Origin of the sequence: Stenotrophomonas sp. 2694 (assembly GCF_040548715.1) — a bacterium.
In the GTDB taxonomy this organism is placed as follows: domain Bacteria; phylum Pseudomonadota; class Gammaproteobacteria; order Xanthomonadales; family Xanthomonadaceae; genus Stenotrophomonas; species Stenotrophomonas indicatrix.
The window spans coordinates 348,439-367,097 of sequence record NZ_JBEPSG010000002.1 but is presented as its reverse complement, the minus strand read 5'-3'; the positions used below and the strand labels follow the sequence as shown (position 1 = coordinate 367,097).

16 protein-coding genes are annotated in these 18,659 nt (G+C 66.4%); 9 read left to right on the top strand and 7 right to left on the bottom strand.

The features are described from left to right. The first annotated feature begins 114 nt into the window (after positions 1-114). The 3 genes from dnaE to ABIA73_RS04380 all read left to right on the top strand — a co-directional run bounded on the left by dnaE (position 115) and on the right by ABIA73_RS04380 (position 5,705). A complete protein-coding gene (gene dnaE, locus ABIA73_RS04390; protein ID WP_354275476.1) occupies positions 115-3,693 on the top strand; it encodes a DNA polymerase III subunit alpha in 3,579 nt (1,192 codons plus the stop codon). A 59-nt stretch (positions 3,694-3,752) separates the two neighbouring features. Next, entirely contained in the window at positions 3,753-4,616 is an 864-nt protein-coding gene (locus ABIA73_RS04385; protein ID WP_080149343.1) for a hypothetical protein, read from the top strand. A 129-nt stretch (positions 4,617-4,745) separates the two neighbouring features. After that, complete coding sequence (locus tag ABIA73_RS04380) at positions 4,746-5,705, top strand: acetyl-CoA carboxylase carboxyltransferase subunit alpha (protein WP_025877686.1); 960 nt, start codon at positions 4,746-4,748, stop codon at positions 5,703-5,705. Between the two features lie 168 nt (positions 5,706-5,873). Here ABIA73_RS04380 and ABIA73_RS04375 read toward each other — a convergent pair whose 3' ends face one another. Further along, on the bottom strand, positions 5,874-6,329 hold the full coding sequence (locus tag ABIA73_RS04375; protein WP_025877688.1) for a CopD family protein: 456 nt from the start codon (positions 6,327-6,329) through the stop codon (positions 5,874-5,876). 148 nt (positions 6,330-6,477) lie between these two features. Between ABIA73_RS04375 and ABIA73_RS04370 the strand changes: the two genes are divergently transcribed. Continuing rightward, the gene (locus ABIA73_RS04370; RefSeq protein ID WP_346602238.1) at positions 6,478-7,074 is read left to right on the top strand and encodes a class I SAM-dependent DNA methyltransferase; all 597 of its coding nucleotides are present in this window, start codon (positions 6,478-6,480) and stop codon (positions 7,072-7,074) included. An 86-nt stretch (positions 7,075-7,160) separates the two neighbouring features. After that, a complete protein-coding gene (locus ABIA73_RS04365) occupies positions 7,161-8,468 on the top strand; it encodes a polyhydroxyalkanoate depolymerase (RefSeq protein WP_025877691.1) in 1,308 nt (435 codons plus the stop codon). 169 nt (positions 8,469-8,637) lie between these two features. Here ABIA73_RS04365 and ABIA73_RS04360 read toward each other — a convergent pair whose 3' ends face one another. The 3 genes from ABIA73_RS04360 to ABIA73_RS04350 all read right to left on the bottom strand — a co-directional run bounded on the left by ABIA73_RS04360 (position 8,638) and on the right by ABIA73_RS04350 (position 11,280). Next, positions 8,638-9,627 (bottom strand): sensor domain-containing protein, encoded by a 990-nt coding sequence (locus tag ABIA73_RS04360; protein ID WP_033830707.1) that lies wholly within the window; start codon positions 9,625-9,627, stop codon positions 8,638-8,640. Next, positions 9,624-9,989: a PadR family transcriptional regulator gene (locus ABIA73_RS04355; protein WP_033830706.1), complete on the bottom strand. Its 366-nt coding sequence runs from the start codon at positions 9,987-9,989 to the stop codon at positions 9,624-9,626. The genes ABIA73_RS04360 and ABIA73_RS04355 overlap by 4 nt, the downstream gene beginning before the upstream one ends. Before the next feature lie 91 nt (positions 9,990-10,080). Next, positions 10,081-11,280: a hypothetical protein gene (locus tag ABIA73_RS04350; protein WP_279208513.1), complete on the bottom strand. Its 1,200-nt coding sequence runs from the start codon at positions 11,278-11,280 to the stop codon at positions 10,081-10,083. A gap of 410 nt (positions 11,281-11,690) precedes the next feature. On the opposite strand from ABIA73_RS04350, the gene ABIA73_RS04345 reads away from it, so the two are divergent. Continuing rightward, the gene (locus tag ABIA73_RS04345; RefSeq protein ID WP_354275475.1) at positions 11,691-12,593 is read left to right on the top strand and encodes a peptidylprolyl isomerase; all 903 of its coding nucleotides are present in this window, start codon (positions 11,691-11,693) and stop codon (positions 12,591-12,593) included. 507 nt (positions 12,594-13,100) lie between these two features. Here the strand turns inward: ABIA73_RS04345 and ABIA73_RS04340 are convergent. After that, the gene (locus tag ABIA73_RS04340; protein WP_025877696.1) at positions 13,101-13,973 is read right to left on the bottom strand and encodes a DMT family transporter; all 873 of its coding nucleotides are present in this window, start codon (positions 13,971-13,973) and stop codon (positions 13,101-13,103) included. A gap of 116 nt (positions 13,974-14,089) precedes the next feature. On the opposite strand from ABIA73_RS04340, the gene ABIA73_RS04335 reads away from it, so the two are divergent. Together ABIA73_RS04335 and ABIA73_RS04330 are read left to right on the top strand one after the other, a co-directional pair. Beyond that, entirely contained in the window at positions 14,090-15,034 is a 945-nt protein-coding gene (locus ABIA73_RS04335) for a LysR substrate-binding domain-containing protein (RefSeq protein WP_025877697.1), read from the top strand. A 69-nt stretch (positions 15,035-15,103) separates the two neighbouring features. After that, the gene (locus ABIA73_RS04330) at positions 15,104-15,397 is read left to right on the top strand and encodes a hypothetical protein (RefSeq protein WP_025877698.1); all 294 of its coding nucleotides are present in this window, start codon (positions 15,104-15,106) and stop codon (positions 15,395-15,397) included. Positions 15,398-15,516: 119 nt separating this feature from the next. Here ABIA73_RS04330 and ABIA73_RS04325 read toward each other — a convergent pair whose 3' ends face one another. Both ABIA73_RS04325 and ABIA73_RS04320 read right to left on the bottom strand, forming a co-directional pair. Further along, positions 15,517-16,326, bottom strand: coding sequence for a DUF4349 domain-containing protein (locus tag ABIA73_RS04325; RefSeq protein WP_263930164.1), 810 nt, complete (start codon positions 16,324-16,326; stop codon positions 15,517-15,519). Further along, entirely contained in the window at positions 16,323-16,679 is a 357-nt protein-coding gene (locus ABIA73_RS04320) for a GFA family protein (protein WP_093817734.1), read from the bottom strand. Before ABIA73_RS04320 ends, ABIA73_RS04325 begins: the two co-directional genes overlap by 4 nt. A gap of 112 nt (positions 16,680-16,791) precedes the next feature. On the opposite strand from ABIA73_RS04320, the gene ABIA73_RS04315 reads away from it, so the two are divergent. Beyond that, the gene (locus ABIA73_RS04315) at positions 16,792-18,600 is read left to right on the top strand and encodes a DUF885 domain-containing protein (protein WP_033830704.1); all 1,809 of its coding nucleotides are present in this window, start codon (positions 16,792-16,794) and stop codon (positions 18,598-18,600) included. Positions 18,601-18,659 lie beyond the last annotated feature (59 nt).

Sequence of the window (18,659 nt, the reverse complement as noted above, 5' to 3'; positions counted from 1 at the left end):
CCTTGTCGCAACCCCCTGCCCTCGCTACCCTGACCGGGCACTCCAGCGCTTCCCGACCCCGGCGACGATTCCCGCGTCTGCACCCGGGGCCTGCGCGCTCCAACCTGGTCCGGCATGTCCAACTCCCGCTTCGTACATCTCCACGTCCACACCGAGTTCTCGCTGGCGGACTCCACCATCCGCGTGCCGGCCAAGCCGGACCAGGCTGACCCGAAGAAGGCCAAGCAGGCCAACCTGCTATCGCGCTCGGTCGAACTCGGCCTGCCTGCGCTGGCGGTGACCGACCTCAACAACCTGTTCGCCCTGGTCAAGTTCTACAAGGCCGCCGAAGGCGTGGGCATCAAGCCCATCGCCGGCGCCGACGTGATGATCGCCGAAGAAGGCCAGGACCCGTGGCGGATGACCCTGCTGTGCCGCGACCGCGAGGGCTACCTGAGCCTGTCGCGTCTGCTGACCCGGGCATGGATGGAAGGCCATCGCCCCGAGGGCGGCGTGGCGGTGCATCCGGACTGGCTGAAGGCCGGCAACGCCAACCTGTTCGCCCTGGCCGGCCGTGAGAGTCTGGCCGGGCGCCTGGCCCTGGATGGCAAGCACGATCTGGCCGAGCAGCAGCTGGCCGACTGGCAGCGCGTGTTCGGCGACGGCCTGCACCTGGAGCTGACCCGCACCGGCCGCGATGGCGAAGAGAGCTTCAACCAGTTCGCGCTGATCGCCGCCGGCCAGCGTGGCCTGCCGGTGATCGCCAGCAACGACGTACGCTTCCTGTCGCCGTCCGATTTCAGCGCGCACGAAGCCCGCGTGTGCATCTCCACCGGCCGCGTACTGGATGACCCCAAGCGCCCGCGCGAGTACAGCGACCAGCAGTACCTGAAGTCGGCCGAAGAGATGTGCGCGCTGTTCGCCGACATCCCCGATGCGATCGACAACACCCTGGCGCTGGCCGAGCGCTGCAACATCGAGATGCGCCTGGGCACCTACTTCCTGCCCGACTATCCGGTGCCCGACGAGGAGACGCTGGACAGCTGGATCCGCAGCGAGTCGCGCAAGGGCCTGGCCGCACGCCTGGAAAAGAATCCCATCGCGCCCGGCATGACCGCGCAGGATTACAGCGACCGCCTCGAGTTCGAGCTGGACACCATCATCAAGATGGGCTTCCCCGGCTACTTCCTGATCGTGGCCGACTTCATCCAGTGGGGTAAGGCGCAGGGCATTCCGATCGGCCCGGGCCGTGGTTCGGGTGCGGGTTCGCTGGTGGCGTGGGCACTGCAGATCACCGATCTGGACCCGCTGCCGTACAACCTGCTGTTCGAGCGCTTCCTCAACCCCGAACGCGTGTCGATGCCCGACTTCGACATCGACTTCTGCATGGACCGCCGCGACGAAGTCATCGACTACGTTGCGCGCAAGTATGGCCGCGAGCGGGTCAGCCAGATCATCACCTATGGCACCATGGCGGCCAAGGCGGTGGTGCGCGACTCCGGCCGCGTGCTCGGCTTCCCCTACGGCCTGGTCGACGGTGTCGCCAAGCTGATCCCGAACATCCTCGGCATCTCGCTGAAGGATGCGATGGGTGAGGGCAAGGACAGCGAGATGGCTTCGCCCGAGCTGATCCAGCGCTACCAGAGCGAGGACGACGTCCGCGACCTGATCGACCTGGCACGGCAGCTGGAGGACCTGACCCGCAACGCCGGCAAGCACGCCGGTGGCGTGGTGATCGCGCCCGAGCCGTTGAGCGAGTTCTGCCCGCTGTTTGCCGAACACGATGAAGATGGCCGCGGCAAGAATCCGGTCACCCAGTTCGACAAGAACGACGTTGAAGAAGTCGGCCTGGTGAAGTTCGACTTCCTCGGCCTGCGCACGCTGACGATCATCGACTGGGCGGTGAAGGCGATCAACAAGCGCCACGAGCGCGCCGGCATTCCGCCGGTGGACATCACCCAGCTGCCGCTGGACGATGCGCCCACCTACAAGGACATCTTCGCCTCGGGCAATACCGGCGCGGTGTTCCAGTTCGAATCCTCGGGCATGCGCCGCCTGCTGAAGGACGCCAAGCCCGACCGTTTCGAAGACCTGATCGCGCTGGTGTCGCTGTACCGACCCGGCCCGATGGACCTGATTCCCTCCTTCGTCGACCGCAAGCACGGGCGCGAAGACGTGGAGTATCCCGATCCGCGCACCGAGCGCATCCTGCGCGACACCTACGGCATCATGGTGTACCAGGAGCAGGTGATGCAGATGGCGCAGATCGTCGGCGGCTACTCGCTGGGCGGCGCCGACCTGCTGCGCCGTGCGATGGGCAAGAAGGTGCCGGCGGAAATGGCCAAGCACCGCGAGATCTTCCGCGAAGGTGCGGCCAAGGACGGCGTCGGCGAAGCCAAGGCCGATGCGATCTTCGACCTGATGGAGAAGTTCGCCGGCTACGGCTTCAACAAGTCGCACGCCGCCGCCTACGCGCTGGTGAGTTACCAGACGGCCTGGCTCAAGCGCCATTATCCGGCCGAGTTCATGGCCGCGACGCTGTCTTCGGACATGGACAACACCGAAAAGGTGGTCGGCTTCCTGGACGAGGTACGCAACCTCGGCCTGACCGTGCTGCCGCCGAAGGTGAACCAGTCCGCCTTCATGTTTGAAGCGTCTACGCCAGACACGATCCAGTACGGCCTGGGGGCGATCAAGGGCGTCGGCCAGGGTGCCTGCGAAGCGGTGGTGGACGAACGCCTGCGCAACGGCGACTACACCGATCTGCTCGACTTCTGCACCCGCATCGGTTCGGCCAAGCTCAACCGGCGCACGCTGGAAGCAATGATCAACTGCGGTGCGCTGGATGAGTTGGGCCACAACCGTGCCTCGCTGATGCTGCAGCTGCCGGAAGTGATCAAGGCCACCGAACAGATGGCGCGCGAGCGTGCGTCCGGCCAGAACTCGCTGTTCGGCGGCCCCGAGCCGGGCGTGCAGGCCATCCACCTGGAGCTGCAGGAAACCGACGAATGGCCGTTGCTGCAGCGCCTCAACGGCGAGCGCGACACGCTGGGCTTCTACCTCAGCGGCCACCCGTTCGACCCATGGCGCGATGACGTGCGCGATCTGGTCGGTACCGACCTCGGCTCGGTGGAAAAGATCTGGAGCGCCAACAGCAACAGTGGTGGCGGCGAGAAGCGCTGGCGTCCGGAAGTACAGACCGTGCTGGCCGGCCAGGTGGTCGGCGTGCGCCGCAAGGGCGAGAGCCAGATCTTCATCCAGCTGGAAGATGGCCGTGGCCGCGTCGAATGCAGCGCGTTCTCCGATGCCATGGCCGAGTTCGGCCACCTGATGACCAAGGACCGTATCCTGGTGGTCAAGGGCGGCCTGCGCGAAGACGAATTCAATGGCGGCTTCGCACTGCGCATCCGCCAGTGCTGGGACTTCGACGAGGTCTGTGCGAACTACGCCACGCGCCTGTCGCTGCGGCTGGACCTGCGCCATCAGCGGCCGGTGTGGGAGCGCATCGACGCCCTGCTCGACCGCCATCGCCCCGGCCGCACGCCCCTGCGCCTGGACCTGCTGCTGAAGGGCCCCGATGGCGGCATCGCCGGCATGCTCGATGTTTCCGGGCAGAGCGCGGTGCGCGTCGATTCCAAGCTGATGGAGGCGCTGCGCGCCGAACCGGCCGTGCGCACGCTGAAGGTGCGCTACAGCCCGCCATGGGCCAGCTGAGGCTGGCCCCGGATCCGTTGCTGTTTTCCCACTGCATACGTCAAGGACGATTGCCCGTAATGAAGAACCTGCTGTTGCCGATGATGGCCGCGCTCGCGCTGGCCGGCTGTTCCTCCAAGGTCGATTTCGAGATCGACAACCCGACCGATGCGCCGCTGGCGATCAGCATCGATGGCAAGGACCTGCCGGTGGCCGCGCACGCCTCGCGACCGATCAGCCTGGCTGCCGGTGAGCATCACCTGCATACCGACCGCCTGGGCGATGTGCGCTTCATCGTCTACGCCGACGGCCGCGGCGGCCTGATCAATCCCAGCCTCAGCGAGTACGTGACGGCGCGCGAGATCTATGTGACCGGCGAGGACAAGCTGAAGAACTTCGGTGTCAGCGGCCTGGGTATCGAGCTGGGCGGCGTCGAGTTCAAGGGACCGTTCGAAAAGCACCACGGCCTGTTCATCGACAAGACCTGGAACTTCGGCGTGCGCGAGCCGTTCCCCGAGGAGCAGGTGGTTGCGCACGTGGACTCGACCGGCGGCCGGATCAGCACCAAGATCTTCACCGCGCCGGAATTCATCACCTACATCGAGGCCAGCATGGGCGAACCCGGTGCCTACAAGCGCGAGCAGCCCGCCGGCTACGTGGCCCCGGCCTACACGCTGGAACCCGCGCCGGCACTGCCCGCGCTGGACCCGGCCTTCGAGGCCCATGCCGGTCCGGTGCGCGACATCTATGCCCGCTGGCTGAAGGCCACCACGGCCAGCGAGCAGAAGGCCCTGCGCAAGGAAGACTTCCAGGCGCAGATGGCCTTCACCCAAGCCACCATGACGCTGGGCGCGAAGCTGCCGGTGGCAGCCAACCAGGCCTACAACGACTTCGTGACGATCCGCAGTACCGAAATGGCCCGCAGCGCGCTGGTCCTGCCCTGAACCGGCGGCCGGCGGACCGACTGGCGCCGCCGGCCCCCACTGCGCTACCGTCGGCTTCCAGACGAAGGCGTACGGGCCGTTCCTGCGCATTCGGCTAGAATTCCCCTCTTCTTTACACGACGGCTTCCGATGAATCCGAACTACCTCGACTTCGAGCAACCCATCGCCGACCTGGAAGCCAAGATCCAGGAACTGCGCAACGCCAGTGCCGGGCCGGCGGTCAATGTCGAGGCCGAAGTGCATGCGCTGCAGGACAAGCTGCGCGTGCGCACCGCACAGATCTTCCGCAACCTGACCTCGTGGCAGGTGCTGCAGCTGGCCCGCCATCCGTCGCGCCCGTACACCGCCGACTACATCCGCATCATCTGCGATGAGTTCCAGGAACTGGCCGGCGACCGTGCCTTCGCCGACGACAAGGCGATCATGGGCGGCCTGGCCCGCATCAATGGCCGCTCGGTGATGGTCATCGGCCACCAGAAGGGCCGCGACACCAAGGAAAAGATCAAGCGCAACTTCGGCATGCCCAAGCCCGAGGGCTACCGCAAGGCGCTGCGCCTGATGAAGATGGCCGAGCGTTTCGGCCTGCCGGTGCTGACCCTGATCGATACCGCCGGCGCCTGGCCGGGCATCGATGCCGAGTCGCGCGGCCAGTCCGAGGCGATCGCGCGCAACCTGATCGAGATGGCCGAACTGAAGGTGCCGATCATCTGCACCGTGATCGGTGAAGGCGGCTCGGGCGGCGCACTGGCGCTGGGCGTGGGCGACCGTACCGTGATGCTGGAATACGCGGTGTACTCGACGATCACCCCGGAAGGCTGTGCTTCGATCCTGTGGAAGGATGCCGGCAAGGCCAAGGATGCTGCCGAGCAGCTGGGTCTGACCGCGCCGCGCCTGAAGGGCCTGGGCCTGGTCGACAAGGTCGTGCGCGAGCCGACCGGCGGCGCCCACCGCAACCCGACGCAGATGGCCAAGCGACTGAAGGCCGTGCTGCTGAACGAGCTGGACGCGCTGGATGCGCTGTCCACCGAAGAGCTGCTGGACCAGCGCTACAAGCGCCTGCGCAGCTACGGTACTTACGAGGCGGCGTAAGCCCCGTGCTGCCAGCCGCTAGACAAGCTTGGTAGTGCCGGCCGCTGGCCGGCAACATGCAGGGGATTACAGAAACGAAAGAGCCGGGCAGATGCCCGGCTCTTTTTGTTTGTGCCTCGCGCGGCATCCACGCATGGCGTGGATCTACCAGAGGCAAATGACGCCCCCTCAGAACGGCTTGGCCAGCACCAGCCAGACGATCGGGATGAAGGCCAGCAGCGGGATCTCGTTGATCCAGCGCAGCGCGCGCGAGGATGGCAGGGCCCTGCCCTTGGCCACGCCTTTCAGCAGCCGCCCGATCCAGATGAAGTACGCCAGCAGCACCACCACCAGGCCCAGTTTGGCGTGCAGCCATCCCGCGCCACCCGGGGCGACCATGGTCGGGAAATCCGGAATCACCTTGTAGCCCAGCCACAGCACCAGGCCGAGCACGAACGCCAGGCCGAACATCGAATGGCCGAAGCGGTACAAGCGCATGCCCATCAGCTGCAGGCGCTCGACCACCGCCGGCTGCCCCGCCGTCTCGGACAGGTTCACCAGGATGCGCGGCAGGTAGAACACCGTGGCCATCCATGCCACCACGAACACGATGTGGAAGGTCTTGACCCAGTAATAGCTCTGCATGCGCTCGCTCCGGCGGCTGGCGTGGATGTCCGCCATTCTCGCATGCGCTGACGAGGCCACCTCACGTGCAACCGCCGCGACACATCGACGCATGACGTGCTGCAACGCCGTACGATAGGCGCCGATTTCACGACTGCACCGGACCGCCATGGACAAGACCTACGACGCCGCCTACTTCCAGCGCTGGTACCGGCACGCCGACATCGGCGGCAGCGCGCGCCTGGCGCGCAAGGTCGCCCTCGCCGTGGCGACGGCCGAGTACTACCTCGAACGACCTATCCGCAGCGTGCTGGACGTCGGCTGTGGCGAAGGCGCCTGGCGCGCGCCGCTGCTGAAACTGCGTCCGAAGGTCGAATACCTCGGTTTCGACAGCAGCGAGTACGCTGTGCGCCGCTACGGCCGGACCCGCAACCTGCACTTGGCCAGCTTCGGCGATTTCGCCTGGCTGCGCCCCTGCGCCCCGGTCGACCTGCTGATCTGTTCGGACGTGATGCATTACGTGCCCAACCGCGAACTGCGCGCGGGCCTGGCCGGGCTGGCCGAACTGACCGCAGGGGTGGCCTTCCTGGAGACCTTTGCCGCCGAAGATGAATTCGAGGGCGACCATGACGGCTTCCAGTCGCGCCCGGCCCGTTGGTACCGGCGCGAGCTGACCCGGCAAGGCCTCCAGGCAGTCGGCTCCCACCTCTGGCTGGGGCCAGCGCTGGCCACTGAAGCGACTGCGCTGGAACAGGCGGCCCGCTGAATACGATCAGTGCGTCTGCTTAACGTCCGGGACAGTCGGATGCGCTATGCTGCGCGGCAACATAAGACCATACATATTCGGTCGGCATGCTCTATCAACTGCACGAACTGACCCGCAACCTGCTCGCCCCCTGGGTGCACCAGGCCCAGGCCAACGCCAAGTTCTTCGCCAACCAGGGGCACTGGTGGTCGCAGATGCCCGGCGCTGATCGTCTGGCGGCGGTCAATGAGCTGTTCCATCGCATCGGCAAGGATTACGAGAAGCCCGAATGGGGCATCAACGAAATCGAGGTCGAGGGCGAGCGCGTGCCGATCGTGGTGCACGAGGAACTCAGCAAGCCGTTCTGCAAGCTGCTGCGCTTCAAGCGCCACAGCAATGAAGCCGACCAGCTGCACACCATGCTCAACCAGCCGTTCGTGCTGGTGGTGGCGCCGTTGTCGGGTCATCACGCCACGCTGCTGCGCGACACCGTGCGCACGCTGCTGCGCGACCATCGCGTCTATGTGACCGACTGGGTGGACGCGCGCATGGTGCCCGGCAGCGAGGGCGAGTTCGGGCTGGACGACTACATCGCCTACATCCAGGAGTTCATCCGCCACCTTGGCGTGGAGCGCCTGCACGTGGTGAGTGTCTGCCAGCCGACCGTACCGGTGCTGGCCGCGGTTTCATTGATGGCCAGCCGCGGCGAACCGACGCCGCGCACGCTGGTGATGATGGGTGGGCCGATCGATGCGCGCTGCAGCCCGACCGCGGTCAACAACCTGGCGACGCAGAACCCGCTGTCGTGGTTCGAGAACAATGTCATCCACACCGTGCCGGCCAGCTATCCCGGTGCCGGCCGCCGCGTGTATCCCGGTTTCCTGCAGCACGCCGGCTTCCTGTCGATGAATCCCAGCCGCCACTTCAGCTCGCACTGGGATTTCTACACCGACCTGGTGAAGGGCGACCTGGAAGATGCCGACGCGCACCGTCGCTTCTACGACGAGTACAACGCGGTGCTGGACATGCCGGCCAAGTACTACCTGGACACCATCTCCGTGGTGTTCCAGGACTTCCTGCTGCCGCGTGGCGAGTGGGTGGTCAACGGCGAAAAGGTCGACCCGTCGGCAATCCGCGATACCGCGCTGCTGAGCATCGAAGGCGAGCTGGACGATATCGCCGGCCTCGGCCAGACCGAAGCGGCGCAGGCACTGTGCAGCGGTATACCGGCCGAACGCCGTGAACACTTCATCGTGGATGGTGCAGGCCATTACGGCATCTTCAGCGGCCGCCGCTGGCGCGAAGTGGTGTACCCGAAGGTGCGTGACTTCTTCGCCGCGCATGCCGAAGCCCCGGCAGCGAAGGCCACGAAGAAGAAGAGCAACGTCACCCCGCTGCGCCGCAAGGCGGGGTAGCACGCCCCTGGTGGATGCCAACCTTGGTTGGCGCTTTCGGTAGATGCCAACCTTGGTTGGCGCTCTTTCAAGCGTACTGACACCTGATGGTTCGTGCCAACCAAGGTTGGCACCTACCATGGCGAAGTGCCGACCGAGGTCGGCACCCACCAGAGAAAAAATCGCTGCCTTACAGGCGCACCAGCAGGTTCTTGGCCAGCATGCCGTGCAGCTTGCCGATGCCGCGTGCCAGGTGCATCGTCAGCAGCAGCAGCAACACACCCACCGCTGCTACCACGATCGCCACCAGCGGTGAGGCTGCCATCGGCAGCACGTTCACGTCGTTGATGTAGATGCCGGGAATGTCGCCGCTGAAGATCGCCGCCACCGGTGCCCAGATCAAGCCCAGCGACAGCGACAGCAGGGTCACCGCGATGGTGAAGTAGATGATGCCCAGCGGCAGCATCAGCACGAAGTACAGCAGGGTCAGCCAGGTGCGGCCATCGGTGAACATGTCGCCGATACGCTGCAGCCAGCTGCGGCTGCGGTCGGTGTACTGCGGCCGGCGCGGCATGCGCTCGCCCAGCAGCGCTTCCACCAGCCGCCCTTCCAGCAACGCCAGTCCACGCACCGAGCCGAAGAACAGCACGGTCAACGGGACGCCGATGATCAGGATCAGCAGGCCCAGCGACAGCGACAGACCGGTGACCACCCAGGTGAAGAAGAAGATGCCGGTGGCCAGCGACAACAGCATGTAGAACAGCGCGCCGTAGGTGTGCGGGTCCGTCACTACGCCGAAGAAACGCGCCAGCAGCGAGCGTTGCACGGGCGCTGCGGGCTGTGCCGCCGGTGCAGCACCGCTGGCCTCGGCCGCTGCACGCAGCACCGGGCCCGTGTCAGCCCGCGGCGTGCGCAGCGCGCGGTTCACCGTGAGCTCGGTTTCGCGGTAGATCTCCGCCACCTCGTCCGGTGCGCCGTAGCTGCCGGCGACGTCGGCGATGACCTCGGCTTCGCTGCGGCCGGGTTGCGCCGCCAGTTCCGAGCGCAGGTATTCCTCGGCGTCGTACAGGGCGTCCTGCACCATCGCCGGATCGGCACCGTCCAGCGCGGCACGCAGCTGCGCCAGGTACTGCGGGATGGTGCTGGGCAGACGGTTGCCTGCCAGGTCCAGGTCGTTCATTGCGGTATCCCCTCCAACACGGAATCGACGGAATCACGGGTGTCGCGCCAGGCCTGGCGCCATTGCTGCAGCACCTCCCGTCCACGCGCGTTGATGCGGTAGTAGCGGCGCGGCGGCCCGCTGCTGGACGGCTCCACATGGCTCTCCAGCAGGCCGGCGCCCTCCAGGTTGCGCAGCACCGGGTACAGCGCGCTCTGCTTGCCACTGAGCACGCCCTCGCCCACCCGTTCCAGCTCCTTGGCGATCAGGTAGCCGTACAGCGGCTCACCGGCGCGGGCCAGCACTGCGAGCAGGGCCAGCGACACGGTGCCGGCGCTGAGCTCCTTCTGGAACTTCTTCAGGTGGACATCGTCCTCGGACATGACCGGCCCTCCACTACGTTGAAGTCCACAGTAGTGCGAAGTTCGGTATAGCGAATGTGTCGTTAGTCATCCTGCCGTGCGGAAGGGGCCTTCAGGCATGATGGACGGCAGTCCGCACTTGGGCCGCAACGTTCTGCGGCAAAGCGTGCCTGCCCTCTTCAAGCCGGCTGAGCAGGGCCTGCCGACGGTCGGCCCCGAGCGGCGAGTAATGCCCGCTCACCCGAAGCCAGCCATGCACGAGCCGCAGGTGCCAGGCACGTTCATCCTCGCGCTGCGGTACCGCATCCAGCAGCAGGTCGAGGTGTTGCCACAAGGGCAGCCGGGTCAGCTGCCCGAGCAGGCCAGCCTGTGCCACCGGCGAAGGACCGTCGTGGCAGAAGGCGAGCAGGCGCGGCGGGTCCAGCTCTGCCGCCCATAGCACGGTGGCGCTGGCCAGCAACGCATTCACGGTCCGCCCCGGCTTTTCCAGTGCCTCGCGCAGCAATGCCAGACGGGCACCGCCCTCGGCCCGCACCCAGCCGCGCAGGCAGTTGCGCTGATGGCGCGCCGATACCTGGGGCAACAAGGCGCGCAATGCAGGCATATCCTCTGCCTCGGCGTGATCGGCCAGCGCTTCCAATGCTTCGCGCCATCGCGCGCGTCGACGGTGCTTGAGCTCGTCTCGCCACAACGCGATGGCCGGCGTGGCCTGCCGCTGCTGGAGCAGCCACATCGCCAACCGGCGCACGCCTCTCGAACGGTCGAATGCCGCGGTTTCGATGTGCGCATCCAAGCCGGCCACCTCGCGCTCGACCAGCGCACGCAACGCGGCACTACGTACCCCGCTCGCAGGCGCGGACAATGCCAGCGCGCACTTCGCCTCGACATCCGCAGGCTCACCGTGGTGCAGAAGATCGGCAAGTGCCAAGTGCGAGATGTGCGGATCACTGTCCAGAATCGCGCGCACGCGCAACGCTGCCCGATCCGGATGACTGTGCAGGGCGACGGCGTAGGCCATCAGCCGGGTGCGTGCGTCGGGATGGCCCAGCAGTCCTTCAAGCACTATGCGGCTGGAGGGCGATGACAACCAGGCGAACAGGGTGCCCTCGAGCCACGCCCGGTCAACGCGCTGGGAATGGCGCAGGCGCACGGCGACCGGCCAGGCCGCCAGTACGTGCTGCACCGCGCACTGCCCGAGCAGGGACATCACGCAATCCTGCGCCGCCGCACGCACTTCAGCCACCCAGTCATTGCAGCGGAGCAAGGCACAGGACAACGTCAAATGGCTGGGCACCGAGCGCATCATCTGCAACGCGGCCTCACGCGTGCGGCCATTGCCATCGGAGCCCGCAAGGAACAGTGCCGCCGTCTGCACAGTAACCGGCGCCGCTGCACAGGCTTTCAGGCAGGCGAGCAGGCCATCATCGTTGGCAGCCCACCAACTGCGCCGACGCTCATCAAGATCGAACAGCCCACGTGGCGACAACGTCTGCAACCAATGCACACGATTCCCCCCTTCATCGACGAACGCCTTCAGGATCTGGTCGATTCTGGCGCTCAGTGCGGCTTCGGGGGCCTCCGGATGCGGTATCAACATCATCTGCTTCCATTAAGGAGAATGACCATCGTGCCGCACGTACATGGACACGGCCAGCACGCGACCGTGGCGCAGGCACGCACTCTCGCGCAGAATCGAGACCTCGTTCATGTTCCGGGGATCCCATGCCGCACCGTCGACGCCTTGCCCTGACCGCCCTTGCCCTGGCCTGCCTGCTGCCCGCAATGGCCAGCGCAGCCACGCCCTACCGCAGCCCGCAGCAGATCCTCGATGCCTCCGCGGCCAGCGACTGGCGCACGCCGGACCCGGCCAACCTGCTGTACATGGATCTGCCGGCCGGGCGGGTGATCATCGAGCTGGCGCCGCAGTTCGCCCCGCGCCATGTCGCCAACATCCAGACCTTCGCCCACGAACACTTCTGGGACGGCACCAGCATCTACCGTTCGCAGGACAACTTCGTGGTGCAGTTCGGCGATGCCGACGCCGACGATGCCGCCAAGGCCAAGCCGTTCGGCAGCGCGCAGCGCAAGCTGCCGGCCGAGTTCGAGCGTGCCAGCGCCGGCCTGAAGGTGAGCATGCTACCCGACCGCGATGGATGGGCAGCGCAGACCGGCTTCGTCGACGGCTTCCCGGTCGGCCAGGACCCGCAGGCCGGCAAGGCCTGGCTGGCGCACTGCTACGGCATGCTGGGTGCGGGCCGCAGCAACGAGGAAGACAGCAGCATCGGTGCAGAACTCTACGTGGTGACTGGCCAATCGCCGCGCCAGCTGGACCGCAACATCACCCTGGTCGGCCGCGTGCTGAAGGGCATGGAACTGCTCAGCGCGATCCCGCGCGGACCGGCACCGATGGGCTTCTACGCCGACCCGAAGCTGCGCACACCGATCGTGTCGATCCGTCGCGTCAGCGATGTACCCGCGGCCGAGCGCACGCCGATCCAGGTGCTGCGCACCGACTCGAAGACCTTCGCCGATACGGTCGAAGCGCGGCGCAACCGCGTGGATGATTTCTACAAGCGCCCGGCCGGGCATATCGACCTGTGCAATATTCCGGTGCCGGTGCGGTGATGCTTTCCTCGCGTGACGCGTGCTGAAGGTGCTTCACCGTTCATGGGCGTTACTTTTCTTTGTACGCAAGGAAAAGTAACCAAAAGAAACGTTCCGCCGGTCGCGAGCCGCCGTGCTTCGCACGTCGGTCCCCTGCGATGCTCGGCTCGCTCAAGGCGGACCCAGATCAAAGGCCGCAGCTGCACCCAGTAGATCCACGCCATGCGTGGATGCTCTTGCTGTTGGTCTTGACCTTCCAGTCCGCCTTGAGCGAGCCGAGCACCGCAGGTCCGGCGAGGGCGAAGAGGCGCCGATGTCCTGTAGAGCCGACTGTTAGTCGGCTGACTTCTGCGCGCCGTCTCTCGACGGACCGAGGAGCGCAGGGCACCGGTGCGCAGCACCGGCTCGCGACCTGGCGGCGTGTTTCTTTGGTTACTTTCTTTGCACGAGCAAAGAAAGTGACGCCTCCCCGCAGGCGCGGGAAAAGGCTGCCGGGCATCGCCCGGCACTACCCGTGTGTCGGCGCCCTCAGCCCTTCTGACTCACCGCCACGCTACCGAGAATCAACGCACCCGCAATCAGCATCTGCAGCGTCACCGGCTCGCCCAGGAACAACCAGGCGAACGCAGCACCGAACAACGGAACAAGGTAGGTCACCGTTGACGCGCGCGACGGGCCGATGCGGCCGATCAGGCGATAGAACATCAGGAAGGCGAATCCGGTGCAGACCACGCCCAGCGCGATCGCCGCGCCCCAGGCCTTGCCTGGGATCGGACCCTGCGGCAGATGCGTGAGCGCCATCGGCAACAACCACAATGAGGCGCACGACAACGTGGCAGCGGCGGCAGCAGCCGAAGGCAGACCGGTCATGTGCCGCTTCACCAGGTTCACGCCCAAGCCGTACAGCAGCGAGGCGGCGGCACCGGCCAGTACGGCCGTGCCGATGCTCAGCCCCGAGATCTTGGCCGTGGCCAGCACCACCACGCCGGCAAAACCCACCAGCAGCGCGCCGGCGCGGCGTACACCTATCTTCTCGCCGAAGAACAGGAAGGCGATCAGTGCGGCAAACAGCACCGTCATCGCATTGCAGATCGCACCGATCGCAGCCGGCGCACGCTCTGCGGCGTACGCGAACAGCACGAACGGCAACGCCGAATTGACCAGGCCGATCGGCGCCAGCCACAACCAGCGGCGCGGTGGGAACTGCGCGCGTGCGCGCCACAGGAACGGCAGCAACACCAGTGCGCCCAGCACCAGCCGTACCTCGACCAGGGCGAACGGCCCGAATGAAGGCACCGCCACCCGCATGAACAGGAACGAGCAGCCCCAGATCGCGCCGAGCAGGGTCAATTCCAGCGGTGTGCGCCAATCACGCTCGGTCGCTTGGGGTATCGCATTCATGTGCTCTGTCCGTTCGTCATCGTGGCGCTGTTCCGGCCACACAGGATCAGCCGCAGACGCCCGCTGCACAAGCGCGTAGTATCGCTGCCAGCCACAAATATGGTTTGAGGCTGGACATGCTGCTACGCCCTTCCCTGCTTCCCGCCCTGGCCGTTTTCGCGGTCGCTGCGCGCCATCAGAACTTCGCCCAGGCCGCGCAGGAACTGCATCTGACCGCCAGCGCGGTCAGCCACCATGTGCGACGCCTGGAAGAGGTGCTGGCCACGCGCCTGTTCCTGCGCCATGCACGCGGGGTACGCCTGACCGCCGAAGGCCGGCAGTTGGCCGACGCCGCCAGCGCGGCGTTCACCGATGTCGCCGCCGTCGCCCACCATCTGCAGCCGGACGCGGACAGCGTGCCGCTGCGGATCGCGACGCTGCGCTCGCTGTCGTACTGCTGGCTGCTGCCACGGCTACCGCGTTTCACCCAGGCCCATCCACACATCCGCATCGAGCTGCACACCGGCAGTGGCCTGGACCGTTACGACGAGAACGGCCCGGAGGTCGGCATCCGCTACGGACTGGGCCAATGGCCCGGACTGCATGCGCAGCACCTGATGGACGACAACCTGTTTCCCGTCGCGTCCCCGGCGCTGCCGGGAGTCGAAGCACTGCAGGACCCGGCACGCATCGCCGAGCTGCCGCTGCTGAGCGATCTGTCACCACAAGGCTGGCGCGATTGGTTCCGCCATGCCGGCGTGCGTCCGCCGTCACCGCTGCCGGCAATGCACACCTTTGCCGACAGTACCGATGCGATGCGCGCGGCGGTGTACGGCATGGGCGCGGTGCTGGCGCGCACCCACGTCGCCCAGCCGTACCTGCAGCGCTATGAGCTGGTACGCCTGCCTGGCCCTGCACTGAAGGCACGCTATGCCTATTACGTGGTGCATGCCGAAGGGCGACCGCCCAGCCCCGCCGCACGGCTGTTCATCGACTGGCTGCTGGGCCAGGCAGCGGATGAGCGCACGCCGGTGCCGGCGTTGCCGGACAGCCTGCTGGGCCGCCCGAGCACACCCGGCTGACTGCGCCCTCACCCGATCTTTGCCCAGCGCTGGCTAGGCTGCAGGCGAACCCCACAACGTGCTTCCGCCATGGCCCTGCTGCGACTGAGAATTACCGGAACCGAAGATGATGCCCGCGCGATCAGCGACCTGCTGCTCGGCCTGGAAGGCATCGAACACGTCGAAGAGACCGACGACCTGATGCCGCACATGGATGACGATGATTCCAGCTCGGCCGGGCTGTCCGACGACATCGGCCCGGGTACCCACGAACTGGAAGTGGAAGTGGGCAACGAGAGCACCGCGCAGAAAGTGCGCGATGCGGTGCAGGAACTGGCGCTGGAACTGGATGTGTTCGTCGAATACGAGACCGACGAAGGCTGAGCGTCCGCCGGGCATGGCCCGGCGCTACCCGATGCTCGAGGCACGTCGGTAGCGTCGGCCATGCGCCGTCTGTTCCGGTAGCGCCGGGCCATGCCCGGCGAATACGCGGCGCGGTTCGATCAGGGCTTGCGGCGTCGGCGACGGATCAGCGCACGGACGATCCAGGCCATCACCAGCGCCACCACGCCCACCGGCAGCAAAGCGGCCGCGGCACGGATCAAAAATGCCACGCTGGTGCTGAGAATGCTGCCCGACTCGCTCAGGGCTTCGCCGATCTCGCTGCGACTGCGCTGGCCCGAGGTGGTGTCGAAATGCATCGTCACCAGCTGGGTATCGATGCGCCTGCGCTGCTGGGCGGCGTCCTTGTTGGCCTGCTCCACACCCGCCTCGATCTCCGACAGGCGCGTGGTGATCGCCATCAGATCCTCGATCTTCAGATCGCTGCGGTCCTGGTAGGACAGCAGCCGCGCGTGCTCCTTCTCCAGCCGAGCCTTGGTCAGCGCGGTGTCGGCCACCTGCTGGGCCAGGTCCTCGGCACGCGTGTTGCGCGCCTGCAGCTTGCCGCCCTCGCCGGCCAGGCCGATCAGCGATTCCACGCCCTTCGGCGCGATGCGTACCTTGACTTCGCCACTGGGCTGTTCGCCACTGCGCTGATCCACCTGCAGCACCGCGCACTCACCGAACTTCGCGTTCTGGCACGCCTGTGCGACCTGCTGGATGCGCGGGGCGATCTGCGCTGCTTCCAGCTGCACCTGCACATCGTGCTCGTAGGCCAGGAAAGCGCCTTCCGGCGAAGCGACAGCGGCATCGGCATCGGCAGCGACTGCGCCGGCCTCCTGCGCTCGCTCACCGTTCTTGGCACAGGCCGCCAGCGCCAGCAGCAATGCCGGCACGATAACCACGCGCGTCCACACGCGAGGCGCCGTCATCGCGAGGCTCCGTCGAACGAGGTGATCGACAATCCACCCAGCTCGACCTGTGGCAGGCAGCGCACGTTGATCGCCACCATCGGCAGGCCGCTGCGCGGATCCACCGCCTCGCTGTACGGCGCGGTGCCGCACTCGCGGCAGTGATGGTGATCGATGTTATGGGTATTGAACTGGTAGGTCGCCACGTCGGCGATATCGGTGCCCAGCTGGAACGCCTCGCGCGGGGCGAACCAGAGCAGGCTGCCGCGGCGGCGGCACATCGAGCAGTTGCAGTCGATGACGTCCTTGATGGGGGCGTCGGCCTGCACGGTGAATGCGATCCTGCCGCAATGGCAGCTTCCCTGGTATTCCATGTCCCGCGCTCCGCTGGAGAGTCCTTGTATGCGCCCATGGTAATCCTATGGCACGGGGACAAAGCAGCCCCGGGGGCCTATGCTCGAGGATTGACCCCGTACAGGAATGCCGATGCGCCCGCATCTTCTTGCCCTCGCCCTCGTCGCCGCCCTCGCCGGTTGCCAGCCGGCCGATGCCCCGACCAGCGGTTCCACCCCGGCCGCCAGCCAGCAGGCCGGAGATGCGGCGGTCGACGCCGCCTTCGCCGACCTGTCCAAGCGTGCCCTGGATACCTGGATGCAGCTGTCCCCGGTCAGCGCCACCCAGATCGGCGACCACCGCTATGACAGCGAGATCGACGACCTGAGCGCGGCCGGCCAGCAGAAGACCGTGGACGCCTACAAGGGCCTGCTGGGCGAGCTGGACAAGATCGAGGTGGCCAAGCTGGGCCGCGAAAACCAGGTGGATGCAGCGATCCTGCGCAACCAGCTGCAGTCGGAAATCTGGAATGCCGAGGTCATGCAGTCCGGCAAGTGGGATCCGCAGCTGTACAACGGCGTTGCCGGCAGCGCGATCTACGGCCTGATGGCACGCGAGTTCGCGCCGTTGCCCGAGCGCCTGAAGGCGGCCACCGCGCGCATGGAGAAACTGCCGGCGATCTTCGCCCAGGCCCGCGAAAACCTGGATCCGGCGCGCGTGCCGAAGATCCATGCCGAGACCGTGGCCAAGCAGAACAAGGGCATCCTCAGCATCGTCGATACCTTCATCACCCCGCACATCGGCGAGCTGCCGCAGGCCGACCAGCAGCGCCTGCAGGCCGCCATCGACGGCCTGAAGAAGGCCGTGGACGAACAGCAGACCTGGCTGGACAAGACCCTGGTGCCGAACGCCAAGGGCGACTTCCGCATCGGTGCGGAAAAGTACGACCAGAAGCTCAAGTTCGCGCTGAATTCCTCGCTGTCGCGGCAGGAGATCGGTGAGCGTGCACGCGCCGAACTCAAGCGCGTGCGCGAGGACATGTACGGCATCGCGCAGACCGTGCTGAAGGACAAGCCGGGCGCACCGGAAATGCCGGCGCAGCCGACCGACGAACAGCAGCAGAAGGCGATCGAGGCCGCGCTGGAGCTGGCCTACGCTGACAAGCCGGCGCGCGACAAGGTGGTCGACGACGCCAAGGCCGCACTGGAGCAGTCCACTGCGTTCGTCCGCGAGCACGACCTGATGACCCTGCCCGACGCGCCGGTGGACATCATCCTGATGCCGGAATTCCAGCGTGGCGTGGCCGTGGCCTACTGCGATTCGCCTGGCCCGCTGGACAAGAACCTGAAGACCTTCTACGCGGTTTCGCCGATTCCGGATGACTGGAACGACAAGCAGGTCGATTCGTTCCTGCGTGAGTACAACTCGCGCATGATCCACCTGCTGAGCATCCACGAGGGCACCCCGGGCCACTATCTGGAAGGCTGGCATTCGGCCAAGTTCCCCTCCACCCTGCGCGCGGTGCTGCGCTCGGGCCTGTTCGCCGAAGGCTGGGCGGTCTACACCGAGCGCATGATGCAGGAGCAGGGGTACCTCAACAACGACCCGCTGTTCCACCTGGTGCAGCTGAAGTTCTACCTGCGCACGATCTCCAACGCGATCCTCGACCAGGGCGTGCACGTGGACAACTGGGATCGCGAAAAGGCGATGCACCTGATGACCCACGACGCGTTCCAGCAGGAAAGCGAAGCCTCGGGCAAGTGGGTGCGTGCGCAGCTGACCTCGGCTCAGCTGCCGACCTACTTCGTCGGTGCGCAGGAACACTTCGACACCCGCAAGGCGATGCAGGACAAGCTGGGTGACAAGTTCAACCTCAAGGCCTACCACGACCAGATGCTGTCCTACGGTGCCCCGCCGGTGCGCTTCGCACGCCAGCTGATGCTGGACCAGCCGATCGAGTGATGGATCGGGTGTGAGTTGAATGAAAACGGCCCGGGGAGACCCGGGCCGTTTCTTTATCC